The sequence below is a fragment of the Azospirillum sp. VT-I1 genome, assembly GCF_055698305.1.
This window is the reverse complement of the sequence record NZ_CP168803.1, coordinates 697269-723008: the sequence shown is the minus strand read 5'-3', so window position 1 is coordinate 723008 and position 25740 is coordinate 697269. Positions and strand designations below refer to the sequence as shown.

The 25740-nt window shown below is 70.4% G+C and carries 25 protein-coding genes; 9 read left to right on the top strand and 16 right to left on the bottom strand.

All coding sequences use genetic code 11. The features are described 5' to 3' along the window. Positions 1 to 20: 20 nt before the first annotated feature. From AB8P05_RS21785 to AB8P05_RS21775, 3 genes are read left to right on the top strand one after another with little or no spacing between them, the layout of a single operon-like run. Complete coding sequence (locus AB8P05_RS21785; protein WP_472760327.1) at positions 21 to 500, top strand: flagellar biosynthesis repressor FlbT; 480 nt, start codon at positions 21 to 23, stop codon at positions 498 to 500. Next, entirely contained in the window at positions 497 to 2164 is a 1668-nt protein-coding gene (locus tag AB8P05_RS21780) for a tetratricopeptide repeat protein (RefSeq protein ID WP_472760326.1), read from the top strand. Before AB8P05_RS21785 ends, AB8P05_RS21780 begins: the two co-directional genes overlap by 4 nt. After that, positions 2122 to 4698, top strand: a complete 2577-nt coding sequence (locus tag AB8P05_RS21775) for a tetratricopeptide repeat protein (protein WP_472760325.1) — start codon at positions 2122 to 2124, stop codon at positions 4696 to 4698. The genes AB8P05_RS21780 and AB8P05_RS21775 overlap by 43 nt, the downstream gene beginning before the upstream one ends. Before the next feature lie 220 nt (positions 4699 to 4918). Here the strand turns inward: AB8P05_RS21775 and AB8P05_RS21770 are convergent, their stop codons facing one another. The 5 genes from AB8P05_RS21770 to AB8P05_RS21750 form a co-directional block, all read right to left on the bottom strand. Continuing rightward, entirely contained in the window at positions 4919 to 5098 is a 180-nt protein-coding gene (locus AB8P05_RS21770; protein ID WP_108547700.1) for a YdcH family protein, read from the bottom strand. 208 nt (positions 5099 to 5306) lie between these two features. After that, complete coding sequence (locus AB8P05_RS21765; RefSeq protein ID WP_472760324.1) at positions 5307 to 6011, bottom strand: tetratricopeptide repeat protein; 705 nt, start codon at positions 6009 to 6011, stop codon at positions 5307 to 5309. Continuing rightward, positions 6011 to 6787 (bottom strand): hypothetical protein, encoded by a 777-nt coding sequence (locus tag AB8P05_RS21760; RefSeq protein WP_472760323.1) that lies wholly within the window; start codon positions 6785 to 6787, stop codon positions 6011 to 6013. Before AB8P05_RS21760 ends, AB8P05_RS21765 begins: the two co-directional genes overlap by 1 nt. Before the next feature lie 35 nt (positions 6788 to 6822). Further along, positions 6823 to 7215: a tetratricopeptide repeat protein gene (locus AB8P05_RS21755; RefSeq protein WP_472760687.1), complete on the bottom strand. Its 393-nt coding sequence runs from the start codon at positions 7213 to 7215 to the stop codon at positions 6823 to 6825. Between the two features lie 962 nt (positions 7216 to 8177). Further along, positions 8178 to 9584, bottom strand: a complete 1407-nt coding sequence (locus AB8P05_RS21750) for a tetratricopeptide repeat protein (protein WP_472760322.1) — start codon at positions 9582 to 9584, stop codon at positions 8178 to 8180. Between the two features lie 111 nt (positions 9585 to 9695). On the opposite strand from AB8P05_RS21750, the gene AB8P05_RS21745 reads away from it, so the two are divergent. The 3 genes from AB8P05_RS21745 to AB8P05_RS21735 all read left to right on the top strand — a co-directional run bounded on the left by AB8P05_RS21745 (position 9696) and on the right by AB8P05_RS21735 (position 13380). After that, entirely contained in the window at positions 9696 to 10955 is a 1260-nt protein-coding gene (locus AB8P05_RS21745; RefSeq protein ID WP_472760321.1) for a class I SAM-dependent DNA methyltransferase, read from the top strand. 125 nt (positions 10956 to 11080) lie between these two features. Next, entirely contained in the window at positions 11081 to 12847 is a 1767-nt protein-coding gene (locus AB8P05_RS21740) for an SLC13 family permease (protein WP_472760320.1), read from the top strand. A gap of 101 nt (positions 12848 to 12948) precedes the next feature. Further along, on the top strand, positions 12949 to 13380 hold the full coding sequence (locus AB8P05_RS21735) for a CBS domain-containing protein (RefSeq protein WP_472760319.1): 432 nt from the start codon (positions 12949 to 12951) through the stop codon (positions 13378 to 13380). Between the two features lie 9 nt (positions 13381 to 13389). Here the strand turns inward: AB8P05_RS21735 and AB8P05_RS21730 are convergent, their stop codons facing one another. The 3 genes from AB8P05_RS21730 to AB8P05_RS21720 are packed head-to-tail and all read right to left on the bottom strand — an operon-like array spanning position 13390 to position 18158. Then, on the bottom strand, positions 13390 to 14001 hold the full coding sequence (locus AB8P05_RS21730; protein ID WP_472760318.1) for a DUF533 domain-containing protein: 612 nt from the start codon (positions 13999 to 14001) through the stop codon (positions 13390 to 13392). A 4-nt stretch (positions 14002 to 14005) separates the two neighbouring features. Continuing rightward, a complete protein-coding gene (locus AB8P05_RS21725; RefSeq protein ID WP_472760317.1) occupies positions 14006 to 14392 on the bottom strand; it encodes a response regulator in 387 nt (128 codons plus the stop codon). Continuing rightward, positions 14385 to 18158: a PAS domain-containing protein gene (locus AB8P05_RS21720; RefSeq protein WP_472760316.1), complete on the bottom strand. Its 3774-nt coding sequence runs from the start codon at positions 18156 to 18158 to the stop codon at positions 14385 to 14387. The genes AB8P05_RS21725 and AB8P05_RS21720 overlap by 8 nt, the downstream gene beginning before the upstream one ends. A gap of 261 nt (positions 18159 to 18419) precedes the next feature. On the opposite strand from AB8P05_RS21720, the gene rpoZ reads away from it, so the two are divergent. After that, positions 18420 to 18875, top strand: a complete 456-nt coding sequence (rpoZ, locus tag AB8P05_RS21715; protein ID WP_472760315.1) for a DNA-directed RNA polymerase subunit omega — start codon at positions 18420 to 18422, stop codon at positions 18873 to 18875. 216 nt (positions 18876 to 19091) lie between these two features. Further along, positions 19092 to 19697, top strand: coding sequence for a hypothetical protein (locus AB8P05_RS21710; RefSeq protein WP_472760314.1), 606 nt, complete (start codon positions 19092 to 19094; stop codon positions 19695 to 19697). A 35-nt stretch (positions 19698 to 19732) separates the two neighbouring features. Here the strand turns inward: AB8P05_RS21710 and AB8P05_RS21705 are convergent, their stop codons facing one another. The 3 genes from AB8P05_RS21705 to hypA are packed head-to-tail and all read right to left on the bottom strand — an operon-like array spanning position 19733 to position 20986. Further along, positions 19733 to 20278: a HupE/UreJ family protein gene (locus AB8P05_RS21705; protein ID WP_472760313.1), complete on the bottom strand. Its 546-nt coding sequence runs from the start codon at positions 20276 to 20278 to the stop codon at positions 19733 to 19735. A gap of 45 nt (positions 20279 to 20323) precedes the next feature. Next, positions 20324 to 20605 (bottom strand): HypC/HybG/HupF family hydrogenase formation chaperone, encoded by a 282-nt coding sequence (locus tag AB8P05_RS21700; protein WP_472760312.1) that lies wholly within the window; start codon positions 20603 to 20605, stop codon positions 20324 to 20326. A 39-nt stretch (positions 20606 to 20644) separates the two neighbouring features. Beyond that, positions 20645 to 20986, bottom strand: coding sequence for a hydrogenase maturation nickel metallochaperone HypA (gene hypA, locus AB8P05_RS21695; protein WP_472760311.1), 342 nt, complete (start codon positions 20984 to 20986; stop codon positions 20645 to 20647). A gap of 418 nt (positions 20987 to 21404) precedes the next feature. Between hypA and fdhD the strand changes: the two genes are divergently transcribed. Further along, entirely contained in the window at positions 21405 to 22262 is an 858-nt protein-coding gene (gene fdhD / locus AB8P05_RS21690; RefSeq protein ID WP_472760310.1) for a formate dehydrogenase accessory sulfurtransferase FdhD, read from the top strand. Between the two features lie 49 nt (positions 22263 to 22311). Here the strand turns inward: fdhD and AB8P05_RS21685 are convergent, their stop codons facing one another. From AB8P05_RS21685 to AB8P05_RS21665, 5 genes are all read right to left on the bottom strand, one after another. Then, positions 22312 to 23223, bottom strand: coding sequence for a formate/nitrite transporter family protein (locus tag AB8P05_RS21685; RefSeq protein WP_472760309.1), 912 nt, complete (start codon positions 23221 to 23223; stop codon positions 22312 to 22314). A 197-nt stretch (positions 23224 to 23420) separates the two neighbouring features. Continuing rightward, a complete protein-coding gene (gene hycI, locus AB8P05_RS21680; protein ID WP_472760308.1) occupies positions 23421 to 23879 on the bottom strand; it encodes a hydrogenase maturation peptidase HycI in 459 nt (152 codons plus the stop codon). Next, the gene (locus AB8P05_RS21675) at positions 23876 to 24343 is read right to left on the bottom strand and encodes a formate hydrogenlyase maturation HycH family protein (protein ID WP_472760307.1); all 468 of its coding nucleotides are present in this window, start codon (positions 24341 to 24343) and stop codon (positions 23876 to 23878) included. The genes hycI and AB8P05_RS21675 overlap by 4 nt, the downstream gene beginning before the upstream one ends. Next, entirely contained in the window at positions 24340 to 25143 is an 804-nt protein-coding gene (locus AB8P05_RS21670) for an NADH-quinone oxidoreductase subunit B family protein (protein ID WP_472760306.1), read from the bottom strand. Before AB8P05_RS21670 ends, AB8P05_RS21675 begins: the two co-directional genes overlap by 4 nt. Beyond that, positions 25140 to 25730 carry a formate hydrogenlyase complex iron-sulfur subunit gene (locus AB8P05_RS21665; RefSeq protein ID WP_472760305.1) on the bottom strand — a complete coding sequence of 197 codons (591 nt, stop codon included), beginning with the start codon at positions 25728 to 25730 and terminating at the stop codon, positions 25140 to 25142. The genes AB8P05_RS21670 and AB8P05_RS21665 overlap by 4 nt, the downstream gene beginning before the upstream one ends. Positions 25731 to 25740 lie beyond the last annotated feature (10 nt).

Genomic DNA, 25740 nt, shown 5'->3' with positions numbered 1-25740 from the left:
AAGCCCCGGGTTCCGCACTCATGCCGCTCAAGTTCGTTCTTCGCCCCAACGAAAAGGTCATCATCAACGGCGCCGTAATCGGTGCCGGCGACCGTCCGGGCTCGTTCTTTCTCTACAACACCGCGAATTTCCTGAGGGGGCGCGAGGTCCTGAAGGAAGAGCAGATCGACAGCATCGAGAAGAAGCTCTACTTCGTCATCCAGCTCGTCTACATCTTCCCGGAGGATGCGACGCTGAACCTCCAGCGCTTCGCCTCCATTCTCGACGAAACACGCCAAGCGCGCCCCGACGCCGCCAAGACGCTGGACGAGATCGGGCACCTCGTCGAAGCCCGCAACTACTACCGGGCCCTGAAACTCTGCCGCAAGATGTTCAAGTCGGGAGATGGCGCAGCCATCGACAATGGGGCCGGCGACAATGGGGCCGGCGACAATGGGGCTGGCGACAGTGGCGACGGCGGTACCGACGACGACGCACCGGCCGCCGAACGGATGCCGTGACCCTCGCCGATCTCTTCGACGCCGCATTGCCGCTGCACCGGGCCGGCCGGCTTGCCGAGGCGCTGGCCCTTTACCGCCGGATCCTGATCGACGATCCGGCGAACGCCGATGCGATGCATCTGTCGGGGTTGGTCGTCCACCAGGCCGGCTTGCCCGCCGCGGCGCTGCTGCGCTTGCGGGCCGCGCTGACGGTGCAGCCCCATTTTCCGGCGGCCTACAACAGCCTCGGCAATGTCCTGGCCGATATGGGCCGGCTGAACGATGCGCTGGGCGCCTATGCGCTAGCGGTCGGGCAGGACGACCATTTCGTCGAAGCCTACAACAACCGTGGAACGGTGCTCCGGCGCCTCGGCCGGCTGGAGGAGGCGGCCGAGAGCTATGTCCGCGCGCTGACCCATGGACCGGACAACATCACGGCCCGCTTCAATTACGGTATCCTGCAGCGGGAGTTGGGCCGGATCGCGCCGGCGGCCAACGCCTTTTATGCCGTGGTGCAGGCCAACCCTTCCCATCCCGACGCCTGGCGCCATCTGGCGATCTGCCTGCGCGGGCTGGGCCATCCGGATGCCGAGGACTGCCTGCGGCGTGCGCTGGCCGATGCACCGGCGGACGAGGAACTGTCGGTCGAGCTGGGCGTGCTGCTGAACGCGCGGGGCTGTTACGGGGAGGCCTGCGATGTCCTGACGCCTGCGGCGGCGGTCCATGGCGGCAACGCGCTGCTGCATTTCACGCTCGGTGCCGCGCTGCAGGGCTTAGGCCGGCTGCCGGAGGCCGTCGCCCGGTTCCGCCATGCGCTGGAGCGAGAACCGGTGATGCAGGGGGCCTGCAACAACCTGGGCGTGGCGCTGCTCGACCTCGGGGATATCGACGCGGCGGCTTCGGTCCTGCGCCGGGCGATGGCGCTCAGCCCGGACGACGCGATGGTGGTCAACAACCACGGCACCGCGCTGGAGAATCGCTACGACCCGGAGGCCGACCTCGGGCCGGCGCAGCGATGGTACGGCCGCGCCCTCCGGCTGCGCCCAGACTATGGCAAGGCACTGATCAACCTCGCCGGGGTTCACGCCGCGAGGCGGCAGTCGGAGGCGGCGGAGGACCTCTATCGCCGTGCGGCGGCGGCCGAACCGAGGAATGCCGAGGCCTATGCCAACCTGGGCAGCCTGCTGCTGGACCGCGACGACCTGCCGGGAGCGGAGCGGCTGTACCGTCGGGCCCTGGCGATAGACCCGCGCAGACCGGCGACGCTGACCGGCTATGGCCTCGCCCTGCAGATGCGCGGTCGTATCGAAGAGGCGGAGGCGGCCCACCGGCAGGCCCTGGCGATAGACGGCCGCAATGCCGATGCCGCCAGCAACCTCGGCATGCTGATCTGGCAGTACCGTCAGGATGCGGATGCGGCCGAACCCTGGATGTCGCTGGCCCTCTCGATCAATCCGGCATTGGGCAGCGCGCATCTGAACCGCGGCCTGCTGCGGCTCGCCGGGGGGATCTGCCCGGCGGCTGGGACGATTACCGCTGGCGCTTCCGGGCCAAGGGATACAAGAGCCGCCGGATCGCCGCTCCCCGCTGGGAAGGCGGGCCGCTGGTCGGCAAGCGCCTGCTGGTCTGGCGGGAGCAGGGGGTGGGCGACGAGATCCTGTTTGCCTCCTGCTATCCGTCGCTGATCGCGCGGGCCGGCCATGTGGTCATCGAGTGCGACCGCCGGCTCGTGCCGCTGTTCGCGCGGTCCTTCCCCATGGCGACCGTGCGGGAACAGTCGGTCGACGGGGCCGGCCGCGAACTGATCGAGCCGCCCGACTGCGACCTCCAGATTCCGGCCGGCGACCTGCCGCACCGGCTGCGCGAAAGCCTCTCCGCCTTCGAGCCGCAAGGCCCCTGGCTGGTGCCGGACCCGGCGCTGATGGAAGGCTGGCGCGAGCGGCTGGCGGTTCTGGGGCCGGGCCTGCGGGTCGGCATCGGCTGGCGCAGTCAGGTGATGACCAGCGACCGCAAGGCCGCCTACGTCATGCTGGAGCATTGGGGGCCGGTCTTCGCCGTCCCCGGCGTGGTGTTCGTCAACCTGCAATATGGCGACTGCGAAGCCGAGCTTGCGGCGGCGGAGGAGCGCTTCGGCGTGCGCATCCACCGCTGGAACGACCTCGACCTCAAGGATGATTTCGACGGGGCGGCGGCGCTGACGGCAAACCTGGATCTGGTGATCTCGCCGGCGATGTCGGCGGGCGAGCTGGCGGGTGCGCTGGGCGTGCCGGTCTGGCGCTTCGGCCATCGCGACTGGACGCAGCTCGGCACTGGCGTCCGCCCCTGGTTCCCGACCATGCGGCTGTTCCAGCCCAATCCCGGCGAGGCGCTGGAGGCGGTGCCGGGGCGGATCGCCGTGGCGCTTTGCGACATGACTTCGCCGCGAAGCGGGAGCCGGCCGGCCGCAGGCATGGACGCGGGAGGCGGCGAAACCGCCGATCCGGATCCATCATATCCCGATCCGGCGTCTCCCGATCCGGCGCCCGACCCGGACAGTCTGCTGGAACAAGCGGTCGCCGCCCATCTCGGCGGTGATGCGGGCGGGGCCGCCGCCCTCTACGGGCGCGTCCTGGCCCGCCGTCCGCAGGATCCGGTGGCCTTGCATCTGTCCGGCCTGCTCGATCATCAGCTGGGGGCGTCGGAGCGGGGCGAGCCGCGCATCGCCGCCGCGGTCGCCGCCGCTCCCGGCTATGCAGCGGCGCATGTCAGCCTGGGGAATGTCCGTCTGGCTCTCGGCCGGACAGCCGGAGCGGCGTCGAGCTTCCGGGCGGCGCTCGCCCTCCAGCCGGCCGACGGTGCGACCCTGACCAACCTCGGCAATGCGCTGTATGGGCTGGGGCGGAGCGGGGCCGCCCTGCGGGTGCAGGGGTGGGCGGTCGCCGCCGCCCCCGATCTGGCGGAGGCGCACGACAACCAGGGGGTCATGCTGGCGCGGCTGGGCCGCTGGGCGGAGGCGGAGCGGGCGCATGTCCGCGCGCTGCGGCGGGCTCCGGAACTGGTGGCCGGCTGGGTCAACCTGTCGATGGCGTTGCGGCGTCTCGGGCGTCCTGTTGCGGCCGAACGGGCCGGGCGCGTGGCGCTGGCGCTGCAACCGGCATTGGCCGACGGCATGGCGAACCGCGGCAGGCTTCTGCGCGAGATGGGGGAGGATGCGGCAGCCGGCCTGTGGTGCGCCCGTGCCCTGGCGGTGGAGCCCGGTCATGCCTCCGCCGCCTTCAACGCCGGGGTGCTGCATCTGGCCGCCGGGCGGCTGGCGCAGGGGTGGGGCGGCTACGACCGGCGCTTCGACACCCGCGACCTCGCGACGGCAGCCCGCCGCCCGGGCGTGCCGGCCTGGGACGGCGGGGATCCGGCGGGCAGGCGGATCCTGGTCTGGCGCGAGCAGGGAATCGGTGACGAGCTGATGTTCGCGCAGCGCCTGCCGGAGCTGATCGCCCGTGCCGGCCATGTGGTGGTGGAATGCGACCCGCGCTTCGTCCCGCTGTTCGCCCGCTCCTTCCCGCAGGCGACGGTGCGTCCCCTTCCGGCCTCACCGGAGGAGCCGGCGGCGGATGTCGACTGCCATGTCGCGATCGGGTCGCTGTCGCGCCGGCTTGCCGATCGTTCCGGGGGTACGCTGGCCGGCTTCGGTGCCGTCCAACCGGCCCTGCGCGCCGATCCGGCGGCGGTGAGGCAATGGGAGCGGCGGCTGTCCGGGCTGGGGGAGGGGCTGCGGGTGGGCATCGCCTGGCGCAGCGGCCAGCTGGACCCGGACCGCATGCCGGATTACACGCGGATCGAGGATTGGGGGCCGGTGCTGACCCTGCCCGGGCTCTTGCCGGTCACCCTGCAATATGGCGATTGCGGAGCGGAGCTGGAGGCGGCGGCCGGGATCTTCGGCCGGGCGCCGCTGAGCTTCGCTGATCTCGACCTGCGCGACGACCTGGACGGCACGGCGGCGCTGATGTCGGCACTGGATCTGGTGATAGCGCCGGCGACCTCGACCGGCGAGCTGGCGGCGGCGCTGGGCGTGCCGGTCTGGCGGCTGGCGCGCACGGGGGACTGGACGGCATTGGGCACGGCGGTGCGGCCCTGGTTCCCGTCGATGCGGCTGTTCCGGACCCGCCCCGAACAACAGGTGGGCGATCTGCTGCCGGCGGTCGCGTCGGAGCTGTCGCGCTTGATGCGGCCGGACGGCTGAACGGATCTCCGCAACGGTCTCCGGCGGGAGTGCTGGCCATTGGAGTGTGATCGCTTCAAGCGGAAGCGCTTGAAGCGTGAATCACACGGAAAACGATAAGCTTACATTCTGTCCGGTGCTTCAATAAGCACCGGACAGAATGTAAAAAAGCCGGGTGAGGCAAATCGCCTCAACCCGGCCTTCGAAACCCCGTTCAGGGGTGATGCTGTGATTGGGGGGATTAATTCATCGTGCCGGAGCGCGTCAGGCGATCGATCTCTTCCTTGACGTGCAGCTTTTCAAGCTTGAGGCGCTTCACCGCGCTGTCATCCGGCCAGGACCGCTTTTCCTCGTCGAGGATCGCGCGATCAAGGCGCATGTGCTTTTCTTGCAGAGACGAAAGGCGAGCTTCAGTGTGCATGAGTCGCTCTCCATAGGATCAGTCCGTGTCCCGCCGCAATGTGACGGGCCGGTGACATGAGTGTTCACCCATCCGAACCGCAGAACAACCCTAATCTTGCGTTTTATGCGGGCAAACCATGCGAAAAAGTGCCTCAACCGTTCGGTCGTATGACACCGGGTCGCAGGGGTGGGATCTTGAAATCACTTTGCGCAACACCAACCGGAGGTCATCCAACCCTTTGACCTGAAGGGTTATGACCGGAGGATGGGGTTCCGCGGCCGGCGGAGACGTCCAATGCCTGCCGGGCATCGGCATGGCCGGGCTGCAGGACCAGCAGCCGGCGGTACCACCACGCGGACTCGCCATGACGGCCGAGCCGGTACAGGATCGCCGCCAGCCGCGCTGCGACCGATGGAACGGTCGGGTCGAGCCGGGCCGACCGGCGCAGCGCCTCCGCCGCCTCCGCCGCGCGGCCGAGGCCGTCGAGCGCCACGCCCCATTGGTGCAGCAGGGCCGCACCGGCGCCCAGCGATGCCGCCCGCCCATAGGCGTCGGCCGCCGCCGCGGCGTTCCCGCGCTCCCGCTCCGCATGGCCGAGCCCCTCCTGCGCCGCCAGCAGGGCGGGCGCCAGGGCCAGGGCACGGTGGAAATGGCGGACCGCAGCGTCGGGCCGCCGCAGCGCGCGCAGGATCTTGGCGTGGTTGACCGCGGCCTCCGCAGCGGCGGGTTCCAGCATCAGGGCACGGGCCAGCAGCATGTCGGCCTCCTCCAGCCGGCCGAGCTGGGCGACCAGAAGGCCGCAGCGGTGCAGAGCTTCGACGCTCCCCGGATCTTTCGCCAGGACATGACGGTAAAGCGCTTCCGCCTCGTCGAAGCCGCCGGACTGGTGGTGGTCGAAGGCGCGGGCCAGCAGCGTATCGACGGCGGGCATCAGACCGGCGCCAGCGCAGTCAGCGCGCGCACCGCCTGCGCGGCCGCGTCGGCCAGCCCCTCGCCCGCGCCCGGCTGGATCAGCCGCATCGACGGGTACCAGGGCCGCGAGCCGGTGCCCAGCTGGGTCCAGTCGCGGGTGCCGAGCCGCCAGACCGGCACGCCCAGCGCGCCCGCCAGTTCGCCCACCGCCGTCGCCGGCGATATCACCAGATCCAGGTTGGCGATCAGGGCCGACACCCCTTCGAAATCGTCCTTCAGGTTCAGGTCGTCCCACCGGTGCAGCCGGCGCGTCGCCGTTTCCACCCGCGCCAGCTCGGCAGCGCAATCGCCATATTGCAGCGAGACGACGCTGACGCCGGGCAAGTCGAGCAGCGGCAGCCAGTCGGCCAAACCGGTGTAGGCGGCGGCGCGCTGCGCCGTGACGATCTGGCTGCGCCAAGCCAGTCCAACCCGCAGGCCGGGCAGGGCGGCGACCCGGTCCCGCCACAGCGCGACGCGCTCCGGATCGGGGCGCAGATAGGCGGGACCGGGCGGGAAGCGGTCGAGGCGGTCGCGGAACAGCGCCGGCAGGCTGCCGGCCGGCATCTGCAGGTCGCAATCGGGCGGATTCACCGTCTCCCGCCCGGCGGCATCGGTGGTCTCGTTCCGCACGGCCACCCAGGGGAAGGAGCGGGCGAACAGGCTGACCAGCCGCCGGTCGCATTCGACCGTCACCGGACCGTCCAGCCCCCGCAGCACGTCGAAGCAGGAGGCGAACAGGATCTCGTCACCCACACCCTGTTCCGACCAGACCAGCAGCCGGCGTCCGCCTAGGCCCCCCCGTCCCACTGCGGACGGTCGATGCGCCGGGCGCGCTGCAGCTGCCGTGCGGAGAAGCGGCGGGCATAGCCTTGCCAGCCCCGCACGATGCTGCCGTCCGCCAAATCCAGCAGCCCGAGATTCCAGGCGGCAAGCGCGAAATCCGGATCGATCCGCAGCGCGTGCTGCAGGCGATGCCTCGTCTCCTCGGGTTGTCCGGCGTACATGGCCAGGGTGGCGAGGTTGTTGTGGGCTTCGGCGGAGTCCGGCTGGAGGGACAGCGCGCGCCGGTAATGGGCGGTCGCCTCGCCGCTCCGCCCCTCCAGCTCGCAGGCATGGCCGAGATTGGCGAAGGCGGGTGGATTCTCCGGCTGGAGCGCGATGGAGCGGCGGTGCAGCCGCATGGCCTCCGCCACCCGGCCGCCGCTCTGATGGACGAGGCCCAGATGGGTCAGCGCCTCGGGAAAGGCGGGGTGCAGCGCCAGCGCGCGGGCGAAGGCGCGCGAGGACTTGTCATGCCGCTTTTCCGCCTCGTGGATCAGGCCCAGATGGTTCCAGGCATGGGGGAAGACGGGGTCGATGCGCAGTGCCTCGCCGATCAGGACCAGGGCGTTGGCGCTGTGTCCCGATTGGTGCAGAAGGAGCCCCAGCAGATGGAGCGCATCGGCATGGCCGGGGTTGGCGCGGGCGGGATCGGCGGCGATGGCGGCGCGGTAGGCGGACTCCGCCTCCGCCGCATGGCCGGCGCGGTGCAGGGCGACGGCATGGTTCAGCAGGGCGTCGAAATCGGCCGGTGGAGGCTGCACGGGCGCTGGCTCTGGCTCTGGCGCCGGCGGGGCGGGAGGTACAGGCTGCGGCGAAGCCCCTTCCGGCAAGGCGGCGCGGAGAGCCTGGGCGATGGCCCGCATCGTCGATTCCAGCGCTTCGCCGGGGTTGGGCTGGAACAGCCGCATGGTCGGGAACCAGGGGCGGACGCCGGTGCCGAGCTGCGTCCAGTCGCGATGGCCGAAGCGCCAGACCGGCACCCCCAGCGCACCCGCCAGCTCGCCCGCCGACATCGCCGGCGAGATCACCAGATCCAGGTTGGCCGTCAGCGCCGCCGCCCCGTCGAAATCGTCCTTGAGGTCGAGGTCGTCCCAACGGTGGATGCGCACGCCGAAGCGCTCCTCCGCCGCCGCAAGCTCGGCCTCGCAGTCGCCGTACTGCAGGTTGACGAACACCACGCCGGGGATGGCCAACACCGGCCCCCAGTGCTCCAGCATGACGTAGGCGGCCTTGCGGTCGATGGTCATCGCCTGACTGCGCCAGCCGATGCCGACCCGCAGGCCCGGTCCCAATGCCGCCAGCCGCTCGCGCCAGCCTTCCGTCAGCGCCGGGTCCGGCACCAGCCAGGGGTCTTGCGGCTCGAAGGCGGACAGGCTTTCGCGCAGCCGGTGCGGCAGGTCGCCGGCCGGGACCTGAAGGTCGCAGTCGGGCGGCTCGACGGTTTCCCGCGGGATGGCGCCGAAAGCGTCACCGGTGCAGCTTTCGGCCCGCACCGTCGCCTTGGGGAAGGAGCGGCGGAACAGCGGCACCAGACGCGGGTCGCATTCGATGGTGACCGGTCCGCCCCCCAGGCGATGACGTCCGGATAGCAGGAGGCGAACAGGATTTCGTGCCCCACCCCCTGCTCCCGCCAGATCAGCAGGCGCTTGCCGCGCAGCAGCTCGCCCTGCCAGCGCGGGGCGGCGATCCGGCGGTCGGGCGCCGCCTCCCCGGCGGCGAAGCGCCGCTCGTACCCTGTCCAGCCCCGCGGCAGGTCGCCGTGCATGAGGGCCAACAGGGCAAGGCTGCAGGTGGCGGTGGCAAGTTCGGGCTGCTGCGCCAGCGCGTCCTCGAAACAGGCGGCCGCCTCCTCGTAGCGCCCCTGCGCCTGCAGGGCATTGCCCAGATTGTAGCGCGCCTCGACGAAGTCCGGATGCAGGTCCAGGGCCTGCCGGTGGCACAGCTCCGCCTGATCCGGGCGGCCCAGCCGCTTCAGCACGCTGCCCAGATTGTTCAGCGCGGCGCTGTGGCGCGGGTTGCGTTTCAGCGCCTGGCGATAGGCGATCTCTGCGCTTTCATAGGCGCCCTTCTGCTGCAGGACGGCGCCCAGATTGTAGTGCGCGGTGGCGTCGTCGGGCCTGAGCTGCGCCACCAGCCGGAACTGCGCGACCGCTTCGTCCAGCCGGCCGGTCATCGCCAGCGCGTCGCCCAGGTTGTTGTGCGCCTCAATCATGCCGGGCGAAAGCCGGACCGCGCGATCCAGCATGACGGCCGCATCGGCATGGCGGCGGCCGGCGGCACGGCAGCTGCCGAGATTGTACCAGGCCTTGGCATAGTCGGGCTTCAGCGCCAGCGCCAGCATGAAGGCCCGCTCCGCCTCCTCGCGGCGGCCCAGGGCGGCCAGGGCGTTGCCCAGATTGTGCCGCCGCTGCGCTCCGCCGGGGTCGAGCGCCGCCGCGTTGCGGTGGGCCTGGACCGCCTCGTTCGCGCGCCCGCATGCGATCAGCGCGCTGCCCAGATTGTCCCAATAGTCGGGAACGCCCTTGGAGCGCTGCAGCGCCTTGCCGATCAGCCCGACCGCCTCGTCCGCGCGACCGGATTGCAGGGATAGCACGCCCAGCAGGTGCAGCGCGTCGGCGTGCCACGGATCGGCGGACAGCACCTGCCGGTAGCCGCGCTCCGCCTCGGCGAGGCGCCCGGCCTGATGGTGCGCCACCGCCTGCGCCAGCCTGTTGGTGTCCTTCGCCACGGTTCCGCCCCGTCCCAGATGTCCGCCCCCTCAAAGGGAGTGCCATCATCGGTGGATCACGGTAAAGATGCCATTGATATCGACGATTGTCTGATGGCGGGGGAAGAGGCTATGGCCGGGTCACGCTTGTCCTTGCGCGGCGGTCCGAGGACCGGTCTGGGGGCGGGCGCCCTGCCGCCGGCGGTCCGGCTCAGCCGGCAGGCCGATGCGCTGGCGGCGGCCGGCGACCCGGCGGGGGCGGAGCCGCTCTACGCCCGCGCGCTCGCCGCCGACCCGACGCAGGCGGGAACCCACAACAACCACGGCAACGCCTTGCGTGCGCTAGGCCGGCTGGACGAGGCCGCCGCCGCCTACCGGGCCGCCGTCGCGCATGGCCTGGACGAGGGCATGGCCCACTACAACCTCGGCTCCGTCCTGCGGCAGGCCGAACGGCAGGCGGAGGCGGAGGACGCGTTCAGGCAGGCGCTGGCCCTGCGGCCTGACCATGCGGAGGCGTGGAACAACCGCGGCAACCTGTGGCGCGACCTCGACCGGTTCGGCGAAGCGGCGGTGGGCTACCGGCGGGCGCTGGCCCTGCGGCCGGACTGGGCCGACGCCCACGACAATCTCGGCGCCGTGCTCTATCTCCTGCACGAGCAGGGCGGCACGGAGGAGGCGGCGGAGCTTGCACGGCGATGGCGGCGCGACCATCCCAGCAACCCGCTGGCCCGCCATATCGGCGCCGCCATCGCCGGGGAGGAGGCCGACCCGCGCGCGCCCGACGACTATGTGCGCCAGACCTTCGACCTGTTCGCGGAGGAGTTCGACCGCAAGCTGGCGGAGCTGGACTACCGGGCGCCCGCCCTGCTGGCCGGGCTGCTGGCGGGCGAGGCGGCGGACGGCGGCCTGGACGTGCTGGATGCCGGCTGCGGCACCGGGCTGTGCGCGGCCTCGCTGCGGCCACGCGCCCGGCGGCTGGTGGGCGTCGACCTGTCGGAAGGCATGCTGGAGCGCGCCCGTGCCCGCGGCCTTTACGACGACCTGCAGGCGGCCGAACTGGTCGGTTTCCTCGCCGGCGTGCCGGGGGCCTTCGACCTCGTGATGGCGGCGGACGTCTTCTGCTATTTCGGCGTTCTGGACGAGGCCTTCGCGGCGGCCCGTGCGGCGCTGCGCCCCGGCGGCCGGCTGGCCTTCACGGTCGAGGAGCTTGCGGCGGAGGACGGCCGCCCGCACCGCGTCGCCACCCACGGCCGCTACGCCCATGCCGAATCCTACGTGCGCGCCGCGCTGGCCGGCGCCGGATTCGAGCTGCTGCGCTGCGACCATGAGCGGCTGCGCTACGAAAGCGGAGAGCCGGTGATGGGGCTGGTGGTACTGGCCTTGCGACGGTAGCCGGGTCCCGTTTCCCGGACCGTCGGATAAGCTCGGACGGCGCAACCGCCGTACCGCCGGAGCTTCGGGAACGCCGTCGGGTGTCGTGGGGTTACTTCCCGGCGACACCGACAGACGGATCTTCGATGACCTTGCAGCAGTTCATGGCCTTTGCGTTGGTGGGCATCGTGGTGGCGATGCTGGTCTGGAACAGGCTGCGTTACGACGTGGTGGCGGTGCTGGCCCTGCTGGCCGGCGTCTTCCTGGGGCTGATCCCGGCGAAGGAGGCATTCTCCGGTTTCGCCGACGACATCGTCATCATCATCGCCTCCGCCCTGATCGTCAGCGCCGGCATCGCCCGGTCGGGCGTGATCGATGCGCTGGTCCGTCCGGTGGCGGCCAAGCTGAACACGCCGACCAAGCAGATCGCGTTCCTGTCGGGAACGGTCGCCTTCATGTCGGCGCTGATGAAGAACATCGGCGCGCTCGCCATCTTCCTGCCGATCACCATGCAGCTGGCGCGGCGGCACCGCACCGGAGCGCATCGCGTGCTGATGCCGATGGCCTTCGCCTCTCTCATGGGCGGACTGATGACGCTGGTCGGCACCTCCCCCAACATCATCGTGTCCCGCGTGCGGGAGGAAATCCTCGGCAAGCCCTTCGCCATGTTCGACTATCTGCCGGTCGGGCTGGGAATCACGCTGGCCGGTCTGGCCTTCCTGATGTTCGGCTGGCGCCTGCTGCCCCAGGACCGCAGCGGGGCGCGGTCGGCGGAGGAGACCTTCGCGGTCGAGAACTACGCCAGCGAGATGAGGCTGCCGGCGGAATCGGCCTTCGTCGGCCGCACGATCCGCGACATGGAAGCCCTGGTGGAGGGAGAGGCCCAGGTGATCGGCCTGATCCGCGAGCGGTTCCGCCGCTATGTGCCGGACAAGCATTGGGTGTTGCTGGCCGAGGATATCCTGGTGCTGGAGGGCGATGCGCCCGCCCTGCAGCGTCTGGTCCAGGCCGCTTCGCTGGAGCCCTTGGGCGTTCTGGAGGAGGCGGGCGGCGAATTGCTGGCGGTGGAGGCGGTGGTGACGCCGGACTCGCCGCTCGCCGGTCATTCCGACCGCCGTCTCGACCTGCGGCGGCGCTTCGGCCTCAGCCTGCTGGCGGTGAGCCGCACCGGCGAGCGGATCGCCCAGCGCCTGCACCATGTGGTGTTCCGGGAAGGCGACCTGCTGCTGCTCCAGGTACCGGCGGAGCGCTATCCCGATGCCCTCGCCGACGCCAACCTGATCCCGCTGGCGGAGCGCCGCCTGCAGCTGGGACGGCGCCGGCCGATGTGGGTGCCGGTCGGGATCGTCGTCGTGACCATGCTGGTCGTCGCCCTTCATCTGGCCCCCCTGGCCGTCACCTTCCTGGCGGCGGCGGCGGCGATGGTCGTCACCGGGGTGCTCAGCGTCGAGGATGCCTATCATGCGGTGGAGTGGCCGATCATCATCCTGCTGGCCGCGCTGATCCCGGTCAGCGGCACGCTGGAGAGCACCGGGGCGACCCAGGTGATTTCCACCCTGCTGGCCGACGCCGCGCGTGGCCTGCCGGCGGTGGCCTGCGTCACGCTGGTGATGGCGGCGGCGATGGCGGTCACGCCCTTCCTCAACAATGCCGCGACGGTGCTGGTCATGGCGCCCATCGGCGCCGGGGTCGCCCAGCAGCTGGGGCTCAGCCCCGATCCCTTCCTGATGGCGGTCGCCGTCGGCGCCGGCAGCGACTTCCTGACCCCCATCGGCCACCAGTGCAACACGCTGGTGATGGGGCCGGGCGGCTACCGGTTCGGCGACTATCCCCGTCTGGGCGTTCCGTTGTCGCTGCTCATCCTGACGCTGGGGACTTGGCTGATCGTGATGGTCTGGCCGCTCGGCGGCTGAGGGAGGAGGCTGAGGGAGGAACAACGCCCCGCGGCCGGATGTTGCCCATCGCCCACCGGCCCTTAACCCGAAGACTGGTCCGACCAACGAGGAACATGACCGTGCTGGTTTCCGAGATCATGGCGAAAGCGCTGGAGTTCATCTCGCCCGACGCCACCGTGCAGGAGGCTGCGACGCTGATGGGCGAGCTGGACGTCGGCGCGCTGCCGGTCGGTTCGGCCGACGATCTGCTGGGCATCCTGACCGACCGCGACATCCTGTTCCGGGTGGTGGCGGAGGGTGGCGACACCACGCGGGTCCGGGTGCGCGAGGTGATGTCCAGCTCCGTCTTCAGTTGCCGCGACACCGACACGCTGGCCACGGCGATGGACATCATGGGCGCCTATCATGTGCGGCGCCTGCCGGTGCTGGACGAGGGCGGGCAGGTCGTCGGCTGGCTGACGCTGAGCGACGTGTCGCGCCGGCTGCTGCTGGACACCGACACGATCCGCAAGGCGCTGGGCGAACTCAGCGCCAGCGGGCAGGACGTCTGACCGGCGGGGCTACAGCCGCAGCCCCATCTGCCGGTTCAGCCGCACCACGAGATCGGCCGGCAGGCCGAGGCGCTGGGCGAGATAGCGCAGGTAGGAGCGGTTGATCGGCGCGTTCTTGTCCACCGCCGCCAGCGAGACGGCGTAGAAGCGGGCGGCCATGCGCGGGCTGTCGACCTGACGGACCAGCTCCTCAAGGCATTGCGGTTCTTCCATGGACTGTTCGAGCGCGCGCTGCTCCTCGTCGTCGAGGGGGCTGCTGCGCAGCTTGCCCCTGATCCGGCCACGCTCCATGCCGTCCAGGTCGCCGTTCGCGTGCGCCGCGGCGGCCATGGCCAGGACCAGCAGGCGCGCCTCCTCCGGGCTGGCGGTCCGCAGGTCCGAGGGCGCGCGGTCTAGCAGCTGATGGCGGTTGCGCAGATGGGCGTCCAGGATCTGGCGGGCCAGCATCTCGTGCAGCACCGGCCGGTGGCCGAGGCGCGACCCCAGCGGGCTGGCGTCCCCCTCGGTCTCGGCGGTGGGAACGCCCGCGGATGCGGCGGCGGAAGACGGGGCGGGGGAGGGAGCGTCCGGCGAGCCGCCGAACAGGCGCTTCAGCAGGCCGGGTTTCTGCATGTCCGTCATCGCTTCACTCCCCTGCCGCCCCGGCCGGACGCTGCATCGCCGTGTCGATCTGCGTCAGCAGGCGGGAGAAGTCGACGGGCTTGGGATGGTAGTCGTCGCAGCCGGCCTGCAGAGTCTTCTCGCGGTCGCCGGACATGGCATGCGCGGTCAGGGCGATGATCGGGATGGATGCGGTTTCCCCGCCGGCCTTCAGTTCGCGGGCGGCGGTCCAGCCGTCGATGACCGGCAAGTTCATGTCGAGCAGGATCACGTCCGGCCGCTCGCTGCGCGCCATCTCCACCCCCTGCCGGCCGTCGAAGGCCAGCACCACCTCGAAGCCCCGCCGCTTCAGGCGGCGCGACAGGAAGTCCCAGATTTCCTCATGGTCTTCGACCAGCAGCAGCTTAGCCATCGCTTCCTCCGCTTCCTCCCGGCGCGCCGGCGGCGTCCCCGGTCCCGCCGGGGGCCGGCCGCAGGCGCGCGATCGCGTCCTTCAGCTCTTCGATCATTCCTTCCGATCCGTCCTCCGCCATCGGGATGATGTCGCGGACCCGGCCGCGCAGCTCCTCGGCCTCGTCGCGCCCCATCGCCTGGGGGGCCATGACGATGACGGGGATGCCGCTCCAGTCCGGATTGCGGCACAGCGCCTTGAGGAAGGCGAAGCCGTCCATGGCCTCCATGAAGGGGTCCAGCAGGATCACGGTCGGCCGGGCGGCGGCAAGCTGGCGGAACGCCTCCTCCTCCGTCGCCGCGTCACGGACGTCCCAGCCGTCGCGGCCCAGCTCCGCCCCCAGCAGGGTGCGCGTCTCGTCGGCCTCCATCAGCACCAGGGCGGTGCCCGGAGCCTGCCCGCGAAGACCGCTCAGCACGCGGTGCAGGCGCTGCCAGTCCACCGGCTTGGTGAAATAGTCGGCGGCGCCCAGCGACAGGGCCAGCCCCTTCTCCCGGCGGGAGGAGATGATGATGACGGGGATGTCGGCCAGATCGGGCTCCGCCTTCAGCACCGACAGCACCGACCAGCCGTCGGTCCGCGGCATCATCACGTCCAGCAGGATGGCGCGCGGCCGGATCTGCCGGGCGATGGACAGGCCGGTCGGCCCATCCGCCGCCAGCGCCACGCCGAAGCCCTCGCGGTGCAGGAAGCGGGCGAGCAGTTCGCGCATCGCCTGCTCATCGTCGATGATGAGGATCGTCTCGCGCGCGGACGGCGCCGGTGCTGTCTGGTCGACCGTTACCGGCGAAGGATCGGAGTGGCCCGGCGCCCGGCCGTGCCGCAGGTCGGCCGGCAGGCGCAGGGTGAAGCTGGTGCCCGTGCCGGAGGCGGTATCGACGGCGATTTCCCCGCCCAGCATGTCGGCGAAGGCCTTGGTGATCGCCAGCCCCAGCCCGGTGCCGCCGAAACGGCGGGTGGTGGAGCTGTCAGCCTGCATGAATCGCTCGAACAGGCGGCGCACCTGCTCCGGCGTCATGCCGATGCCGGTGTCGCTCACGCGGAAGACCACCATGCCGGCCGCTTCCGCCCCGGCGCCGTCCGCGGCGCGCTCCACCGACAGGGTGACGGTTCCGTTCTCAGTGAATTTGGCGGCGTTGCTCAGCAGGTTGAACAGGCATTGCCGCACCTTCACCACGTCGGTGTGCATGCGCCCCAGCCCGTCCGCCACCTGCACGGCCAGCCGGTTGCCCTTCTTCGACACCAGGGCTTCGACCGTCGCGGCGACCTCCCGGGTCAGCTCGGCGATGTTGGCGTCCTCGCCATGCACCTCCATCTTGCCGGCCTCGATCTTGGAGATGTCGAGGACGCCGTTGATGAGGTTCAGCAGGTGGCGGGCATTGGCCTCGATCTTCTCCAGGTCGGGCAGCATGCTGTCAATGCCGAGGTCGGACAGCTCCTCCTCCAGCATTTCGGTGTAGCCGATGACGGCGCTGAGCGGCGTGCGCAGCTCGTGGCTCATGTTGGCGATAAACAGGCTCTTGGCCCGGTTGGCCTCCTCCGCGGCGAGGCGGGCGGCCTCCAGCTCCTCCTCCGCCCGCTTGCGGGTGCTGATGTCCTGCATGGCGCCGATCATGCGCAGCGGCTTTCCGATGGCGTTGCGCAGGACGAAGCCGCGGTCGAGGATGCTGGCATAGCTGCCGTCGGCGCGGCGGAAGCGGTATTCGTCGTTCCAGCGGGTGCCGCCGCCATCGATCACCGCATGGATGCCGGTCACCACATGATCCTGGTCGTCGGGGTGGATGTGGTCCATCCACCAGGACGCGGAGGTCTCCGCCGCATCCTCGCCATAGCCGAACAGGGTGCGCACCGCCTCGTTCCAGTGGATGCGGCCCGACGACAGGTTCCAGTCCCAGATGGCGTCGTTGGTCGCCTGTGCCGCCAGCCGGTAGCGTTCCTCCGTCTCGCGCAGCGCCTCCTCGGCGCGGCGGCGGGTGGTGATGTCGGTGTGGACGCCGACCCATTCCTGCACGGCGCCGCTGCCGTCCAGCAGCGGAACGGCGCGGACCAGCATGTCGCGGTAGACGCCGTCATGGCGGCGCAGCCGGTGTTCGGCCTTGTAGACGGTCCGCCCCGTCCGCGCCGCGCGCCAGGCCTCCGCCGTGTGGGGGCGGTCGTCGGGATGGATCGCGTCGGTCCAGCCGGTGCCCTTCAACTGCTCGAAGCTCTGGCCGGTGAAGGCGCTCCAGCTCGGCTGCGGGACGTCGAAGCGCCCGGTTCCCGACGTGTTCCAGACGATGGCGGCGGTGGCCTCCACCAGCGAGCGGAACCGCTCCTCGCTGAGGCGCAGCCGCTCCTCCGCCCGCTTGCGGTCGGTGGTGTCCCAGGTGACGCCGATCAGGTTCAGGCTGCGCTCGGGCGTGCTGTCGGTGACGATGCCGCGCGCCACCGCCCAGCGCACTTCGCCCGACGGTTGCAGGATGCGGAACTCTGCGTCATATTCGCCGCGTTCCCGCCGGGCGGTCTCGATGATCTGCCGGATGTGGGGCTGGTCGTCCGGATGCACGCGGCCGGTCACGTCCGATCCGCAGAGCGGCCGGTCGGGCGGGAATTCCGCCGTGAAGCCGAAGATCTCGCGCAGCCGGGCGTCGGCCTCGATGCGGTCCTCGTCCAGGTTCCACGACCATGCGCCGATCCGCGCGGCGTTGAGCGCCAGCTGCAGCCGCCGCTCCGCCTCCACCACGCGGGCTTCGGCCCGGCGCTGCTCGGTCACGTCGGTGTTGGTGCCCAGCCAGCGCTGGATCCGCCCGCCGGGGCCGCGCACCGGCACGGCGCGCGACAGGAACCAGCGGTATTCCCCGTCATGCCGGCGCAGCGGGAAGGTGTCCTCCCACGGCTCCCCCGCACGGATCGCGCGGAAGAAGCCGTCGGAGGCGCGCTCGACATGGTCGGGGTGGTGGACGATGCGCCAGTTCCAGCCCTCCGTCTCGCCCGGCGCAGTGCCGGTGAAATCGTACCAGCGTTGGTTGTACCAATAGATCGCGCCGCCGGCGTCCGCCATCCAGGTCAGCTGCGGGATCAGGTCGGCAAGGCTGCGGAACTGCTCCTCGTTCTCGCGCAGCAGGGCTTCCGTGCGGCGGCGCTCCTCCACGTCGCGGGCGCGGTCGATGGCGCCGCCCAGCAGGTTGGCGAAGCCCTGGAGGAAGGCGGCGTCGGCGGCGTCGAAACGTCCGTCCTGCCGGCTGTCGACCTCCAGCACGCCGAAGGGTTCGCCCTCGCCGCGGATGATGACGTTGATGGCGCTCCTCACCCCATGCTCGGCCAGCAGGGCCGGGCAGCGGAAGCGGGATTCGGTGCCGAGATCGTTGGAGATGACCGGCTCGCCGGTCTTCAGCGCATAGCCGGCGGGGGAGGCGAGGTCGGCGCCCACCGTCCGGATTCCGACGACGCCGGGGTGCCAGCCGACGCCGGCGCGGACCAGCAGGCGGTCTCCGTCGGGCGGATCATCGCCGTCGGTGTCCCGCACCCATTCCAGGGCCTTGCACAGCTCCGTCCCCAGCCCCTCGGCGCACAGGCGCGTGGCCTCCTGCAGCAGCGTGCCGATGTCGGTGCTTTTCAGGGTGGCCATGCCGAAGCGGGCCAGCAGATCATGCTGCCTTTCCCTGCGGGCCAGCTCCTCGGCGAGGCGGCCGGCATCGGGATTGTCTTGCTGGGACGTGCCGGTGAGGGAGATCGGGGCGGTGGGCATGAACCGTGGCGACAGGGGAGAGGACAGGAACAAGAACAGCGGCGGGAGGCATTCGTCCGCAACGGCGTGATGGGTACCGCTCCCGCTCCCGGACGGGCGCGCCGGCCGCTGCCCCGACGGGGCAGGCCGGTACTCCCCCTTTGCGATACGACCAGTGAATGGCCGCGCCATGGGCCGGAGGAGCTGTTGAGGGGGAGGGGCCGGCATCCCGGCCCTTTCACCGGTTTTCAAAGCCCGTCACCTGTCCGGAGTGTCCGTCGAATGGCCCGTGTCACCGTCGAGGATTGCGTCCTCCTGGTCCCCAACCGCTTCGATCTGGTCATGGTCGCGGCGCAGCGCGCGCGCCAGCTCGCCGGTGGTGCGCCGCTGGCCATCGACCGCGACAACGACAAGAACCCGGTGGTCGCCCTGCGCGAGATCGCGGAGGAGAAGCTGTCGCTGCCGGAGCTGCGCGACACCCTGATCCGTGGTCATCAGAAAGCGGTCGAGGCCGACGAGCCGGAAGAGGAGATCGTCGATCTGATGGCCGACGAGAACAGCTGGATGCACACCACCGACAACTCGCTCGCCGACGAGGATTCCCTGAGCGATGCGGAGGAGGACATCGGCGAAGACGACGACATCGCCTCCGAGATGGACCGCAATCCGGGTGCCGCCTTCGGCATGACGGAGGACGACGTGGTCGGCAACGACGCCGACGGCGACGTCGGCCCGTGACGGTGCGCGTGAAGCCGTCATTTCTGGGAAAGGAGACCGGATGAAGGGGCTTCTCACCACCACCTTGTCCGCGGTGGCCCTGTCGGCCGCGGCGGTCGGTGCCGGCCTCGCCCTCAAGCGGGGGCGGCGTCCCGCCGGCCGGGCGCGGCCGTCCGCGCGCCCCCGGCGCCCGCGCTGCCGACATCCGCGCTGCCGGCCGAAGCGCTGGACCGGGCGATGCGCGATGTCGTCGCCTATGGCCTCCTGCCGGTGGGGGCGCTTGCCGGCTTCGCCGACTGGATCGTTCACCGCCGGATGGACATCCAGCACACGGCCGGGGCCAAGGAATCGCTGATGCACATCGTCATGTCCGGGCAGGCGGCGATGCCCGGCCTGGCGCTGCTCCTGCTGGAGACCAATCCGCGCAGCCTGGCGCTGATGGCCGCCGGCCTGCTGTCGCACGAGGCGACCATGATGGCCGACCTGCGCTATGCCATCGCGCGGCGGCCGGTCCCGCCGGTGGAGCAGAAGATGCACGGCATCCAGAACATGGTTCCGGCCGTGCCCCTCGCCATGGCCGCCGCCTGCTACCTCGCGCGCCGCCGCGAGGGGATGGAGCCGGACCCGGCGATCCGCTTCCGCCGCGACATCCCCCCGGCGCATCTCGCAGTCATCGCCGCCGCCATGCTGCTGGACGGCGCCGCCTATGCGGTGGAGCTGGCGGAAGGGCTGCGGGAGAATGGCGGGCGGCTGGTGCCTCCCGATCCCTTGCGACAGGATGTTCATTATCCGGGCACGGAAAAGGCCGGGAGGTCGGCGCACGCCCACCCCCGGCTTTCCTAGCAGGTCCATGGCAGGACCGGCTTATGCAGGCCGTCTTACCGCACGGCACGCCGCGCCGACAGCAGGCGCGGGATATGGCGGGTGAGCCCGATGGCGATGCCCGCGGCGTGGAGCATCGCCGTCGACAGCAGGAAGCCCAGGCTGTAGAGGACCGGGTCGGCCGCCTGCGGCATCTCCGCCCCATGGGCGTGGCCATGCAGGACGGCGAAAGCGCCGACCAGCAGCATGCCCGCCGCCACCGGCACCCGTTTGTTCAGCAGCACCAGCAGGCCCAGCACCGCGACGGAGGCGGCGATCCCGGCCTCCACCGCGGGCAGCTCGACGCCGGCCATGCCGATCGCGGCGCCGCCCGCCAGCATGGCGATGAAGGAGGCCGGCAGCAGCCAGACGGCCTTGCCGCCATTCTGCGCCGCCCAGATGCCGACGGCGACCATGGCCAGCAGATGGTCGATGCCGTTCAGCGGGTGAAGCAATCCCTCCTGGAACATCGCATGTCCGGCATGGCCGGTGTGTGCCGCCGCCGGCAGGGCCAGCGCCACCGTGAGAAGGCCGGCGAGGCCGGCGGAAAGCAACCTGTTCATCGCGAAAGATCTCCTGTGAATGCCGGCTTCGCTCTCTTGCCGGGGTCAGCCGATCAGGGACGCCTTCAGATGCCCCAGCCCGTCCTCCGCCTCGTCCAGCTGGCGAAGCATGTCGAGGGTGGTCAGCGCCTCGGCCTCGGTGATCCGGGACAGGGCGAAGCCGAGATGGACCAGCACCCAGCCGCCCACCCAGGCGGACGGCGGCTCATCCGGGCCGGCGAGGCAGGAGAGGTTCACCTCCCGCTCTTCGCCCAGCATCTCGGCGAGGACGGTCATCCGTCCGGCATCGGCGACGGCGAGGATCCGGGCCGGAACTCCAAGGCACATGGCGGCGCTCCTTCCTTCCGACGCCGGGCATCCCGGCGGTCAGGCGACTTCCAGTTCGACCAGGGTCAGGTCGTCGCCGCCGCGCGGGCTGAGGCGCCGGCCGCCGCAGGCCGGGCAGGGAGCCAGCCGCGACGGCACCTCCCGCTCGCAGGCGCAGTCCTGGCACCAGACGAGACCCGGCGGCCGGTCGATGTCCACCGCCGCCCCTTCGGCCAGCGTGTCGCGGCGGACCACGTCGAAGGCGAAGCGCAGGGCGTCCGGATCGACGCAGGCGAACTGCCCCACCGCCAGCCGGAGCCGCGTGACGCGCCGGAAATCGTGCCGCCGGGATTCCTCCTGCAGCAGCTCCAGCAACCGTTCGCACAATGAAAGCTCATGCATCGTCCGTCTCCACCCGGTGGATTCGGGATCCCGATGGTGGGAGTAACCGTGAAATGGCGGATCTGTCTTGAGGTCGACATCAAGACAGATATCACCATGGATGAAGTGTGGCAAATCACAAATCGATATCTATACACGAAAATAAACATGAATATCCGTCCGATAAGAATAATGGATCGTCCGATAACCTGCGTCTATTCAGGGTTTCTGCGATAAATATTGGCGATGAGCCGTAATGTCGCATGTCGTTCCGCCGCGCACCGGCGCAAGATCGTGGTGCGGGCGCCGGCCCGGCCGTGGCGCCGGGACCAATGCTCCAAGTCCGGCGTTATAACGGTACGCTGTGGCGGACCGTTCGGCCGGCGCTCGTCCTCATCCCCCTTTCATCGCAGCCAGGGGCTCTGCCACACCATGGATCATGCAACCGCCTGCGCGGCCCAGACCTCCGCGCCCTTCACCCTGGCGCACCCCCGCGCGTCACGGCGTCCGGCTGGTTCCGGCGACCGTCTGCACCGGATCGGGCACCGACGACCGCGAGGAGACCATCATCGACGAGGTGCCGGTCGGGCTGGTCTATGCCGGCGACCTGTTCGCGGTCATGCTAGCGACCCCGACCGACCTGGAGGATTTCGCCACCGGCTTCTCGCTCAGCGAGGGGATCGTCGGCAGTGCCGACGAACTGGCGATCACCGCCATCGACGAGCTGACGGACGGCGTGCGCATCCGCATGGAACTGCCGGTGGAGCGGCTGGCGGCGCTGCTGCGGCGCAAGCGCAACCTGATGGGCGGGTCCGGCTGCGGGCGCTGCGGCACCGACAGCTTCGCGGAGACCCTGCGGCCGCTCGACCCCATCCGCTCCACCGCCCGCATCGCGCCCGACGCGATCCGCCGCGCCGTGGCGGCCCTGCCGTCGGGGCAGACGCTGAACCGGCAGACCGGGGCCGTCCATGCCGCCGGCTTCGCCCGTCCCGACGGGCAGCTGGTCGCCGTGCGCGAAGACGTCGGCCGGCACAATGCGCTCGACAAGCTGGTCGGCGCGCTGGCCCGCGACGGCATCGACCCGACCGGCGGCTTCGTCGTGGTGTCGAGCCGCTGTTCCTTCGAGATGGTCCACAAGACCGCCGCCGCCGGCATCCCGCTGATCGCCGCCATCTCCGCCCCCACCTCGCTGTGCGTCGGCTTCGCCGAGACGGTCGGGGTGGGGGTGGTCGCCTATGTGCGCGACGGCCGCTTCACCGTCTATGCCGTGCCGTCGCGGGTCGCCACCCCGGCGTGACATCGCGGGGGCCGGCATGCGCGCCGGCCCCCCGGGACTGCGCCTTCCGTCAATGCGTCGCTGCAGGCCGTCCCATCACGGGCATCGGCTTGTGCGACGGCAGCGGGGTCAGGCCGCCCAGCCCCTTGCGGTAGATCAGCCAATAGACGCCGCCGACGAAGGCCGACCCGCCGACGATGTTGCCGAGCGTGGCGAACAGCAAATTGTGCAGGATGCCGCCCGCCGTGATCATCGACACGTCCAGCCCCGCCGGCACATGGCCCGTCAGCTTCAGCACATAGGCCAGCGGCAGGAAATACAGGTTGGCGATGCAGTGCTCGAACCCGGCGGCGACGAAGGCGGCCACCGGCAGGGTCAGTGCCACGATCTTGTCGGTCACCGTCCGGCCGGCATAGGCGAGCCAGACCGCCAGACAGACCAGCAGGTTGCACAGGATGCCCTTGAAGAAGATGGTCACCGCGTCGGGCGCGATCTTGCCGATGGCGAGCTTCAGGACGGCGGCGCCGATGGCACCGTTGTTCATCTCGGTGTGATGCGACATATAGATCAGGAAGACGAGGCCGAGCGCGCCCACCGCGTTGCCGATCCAGATCGTCGCCCAGTTGCGCAGCACCTGCGCCGTGCTGATCTGGCCGTTGGCCCGCGCCATCACGATCAGGCAGTTGCCGGTGAACAGCTCCGCCCCGCCGACCATGACCAGCGACAGGCCGAGCGAGAAGACCAGCCCGCCCAGCACCCGCTGGACCGCGAAGCTCAGCGCCGGATCGGCCAGCACGATGACGAAGAACATGCCACCCAGCCCGATGCCGCCGCCGGCGACCGCCGCCAGCATGAAGCTGGGCAGGAAGGGCATCGTCGCCTTCTTCACCCCCAGCTTTTCGACTTTGTCCTGAATCTCGGCGGGCGAATAGGCGTCCATGCCGAGCACTGGTGTGTCTTTCGATGCAGGATCCGTTGCCATGACGGGGTTCCTCCGCGTGTGTGGAGTTGGTCCGGACACGGTCTGTCCCGGCACCCGCCGACGGATGTGCAAGGGTTCGTCGTGCAGGGGGAGGGGCGACCGGCAATTCAGCGCCGATCGGTGACGCCGTCGGCGTCTGCTTGAATGCCCGGAGCGCTGCGAAAACGGGATGCCGCGAACGCTCCGGGGTACTGGTGTCAGCCCACCGTCTCGTAAACCTCGAAGCCCTCGCCGCGGACGAGCCGGTCGTGAACGGCCTCCACGGAATGGCGGACGGTGCTGGTCACGGGCGCGAAGAAGCTGGTGTCCTGCGGCTGGATGCCGAGGAACAGGATCTCCGGCACGGTCTCGCGCAGGCTGTCGATCAGGAAGTTCAGCGGGATGGCGTGGGTGGTGACCATGAACTGCTCGGCGACGCTGTCCTGCCCGATCAGGCGGACCTCGCCCGGCGGCAGCTCCATGTCGGCGGCATCGACGATCAGCACCCGCTTTGGTGCCAGCGAGCGGATGTGGTGGGTGTGGTTTTCCGGGACATCCTCCCCGTCCACCACGGTCCAGCCGGGGGCGGGTTGCTCGTCGAGCAGCTGGGCCAGCAGCGGGCCGGCCCCGTCGTCGCCGCGCAGGACGTTCCCCACCGTGAATACGACATCGGTCATGACAGCCGTCTCCCCATCAGATAGATCGCGGGTTCGCGCCGGATGGCGTCCAGCGCCGTGCGCAGCCGGTCCAGCCATGCCGCCACGTCGGGCGGGGCGGTCGGCAGCACCGCCTCGATGGCCGTCATCAGCGGCCGGGTGTGGGTGCTGTCCACCGTGATCTCGCCGAAGCGCAGCAGGCCGGACAACTTGCGGTGCGCCTCCTCATTGTCCTTCAGCGTCTCCAGCACGCGGTCGAACACCGCGGTGGTGCAGCGGAAGGCCGGCTTGAAGCAGTCGAACACACCGATGTGATGCCCGATGGCGAGCGAGTAGTAGACCACCTGCTTGGCATCCTCCGGAATGTCTTCCTTCCGCTCCAGAACCTTGGCGTTCAGCTGGTAGAACACCACCTCGGGCGCAGCGCCTCGGCCGGTGCGCAGGCCGGGGATGGAGCCGGGATCGGCTTGCGCGGACATGCTCATGGCGCCTCTCCCCGGACAGCCTGCTGCACGACGTCGACCAGCCGGCCGATAATCTCGGCGCGGCGTGGATCGCGCTCCTCGGCGATTGCCTCCATCATGCATTCGGATAGGGTGAAGGAGCCGCGTTTGCGCGCATGCCCCTCCAGCATGGCCATGAACTCCTCCGCGATGTCGCGTCCCTGGCGGTAGCCGGCCATCCGCCGGGCTTCCCGTTCCAGCCGGACGCGCAGGGCATAGGGGATGTCGGGGTGGGGCAGGGCGGCGGTCTCGCCGGCGGCCTCGACATGGGTCTCGGCCTTCAGCTTCTGCTCCAGCAGGCCGAGCGCCACGGCGAAGCCGTGGATGGTCGCGGCCGGCGTCGGCGGGCAGCCGGGGATGTAAACGTCCACCGGCACGATGTTGTCGGTGCCGCCCCACACGCAGTAGAGGTCGTGGAAGATGCCGCCGGTGCAGCCGCAAGCGCCGTAGGACACGACGATCTTCGGATCGGGCGCCGCCTCATAGGCGCGCAGCGCCGGCATCCGCATGGAGCGGGTCACCGCCCCGGTGAACAGCAGGATGTCGGCATGGCGGGGCGAGGCCACCACCTTGATGCCGAAGCGCTCCGCGTCGAACACCGGGGTGATGGACGAGAAGATCTCGATCTCGCAGCCGTTGCAGCCGCCGCAATCGACGCGATAGACGTAGGCGGAGCGCTGGATGTTCTTCAGCAGCGCCTTCTTCATCGTCGCGATCTGCTCACCGGTGGAGACCGGCGACATCTCCGCCACCAGGGTCTTGGGGTCTACGGGGATGGTCATGGCGTGGGCTCCAGTTCCTTGACCGGCTTTCCGGTTTTCGAGAGGCCGGCTTCCATCTGCCGGGCGATTCCCATGCCGGCGATGTGGTGGACATCCTGGGCGCGCTTGCAGGCCGGGCAGGTCGAGACGGTCAGGCGCAGCCGGTCGGCCTCCTCCGCGCTGCGGGCCGACTGGCTCAGCAGGCGGGCGACGTAATCGACCTCCTTGGCCGGGGCGAAGGGCTTGCCGCAGCAGGCGCAGTCGGCCAGCGTGAACACCGCCTTGCGCGTCAGGTCGGCCTTGCTGCCGACCGCCAGTTCGAAATCGTCGGACAGGCGGATGGCGCCGGTCGGGCAGGATTCCTCGCAGCGGCCGCAGAAGACGCAGCGCCCGTAATTGATCGACCAGGTGCGGGTGGCGGCGGCGGTGTCGGTCTCCATCCCGATGGCGTTGGCCGGGCAGGCGACGGTGCAGGCGGCACAGGCGATGCAGTCCTCCGCCCTGTGTTCCGGCTTGCCGCGGAAGTCCTTGCAGACCGGCATCGGTGCGAAGGGGTATTTGACCGTCGCCTCGCCCGTGCGGAAGATCTCCTTGAGTAGCTTGAGCATTGGTCGCCCC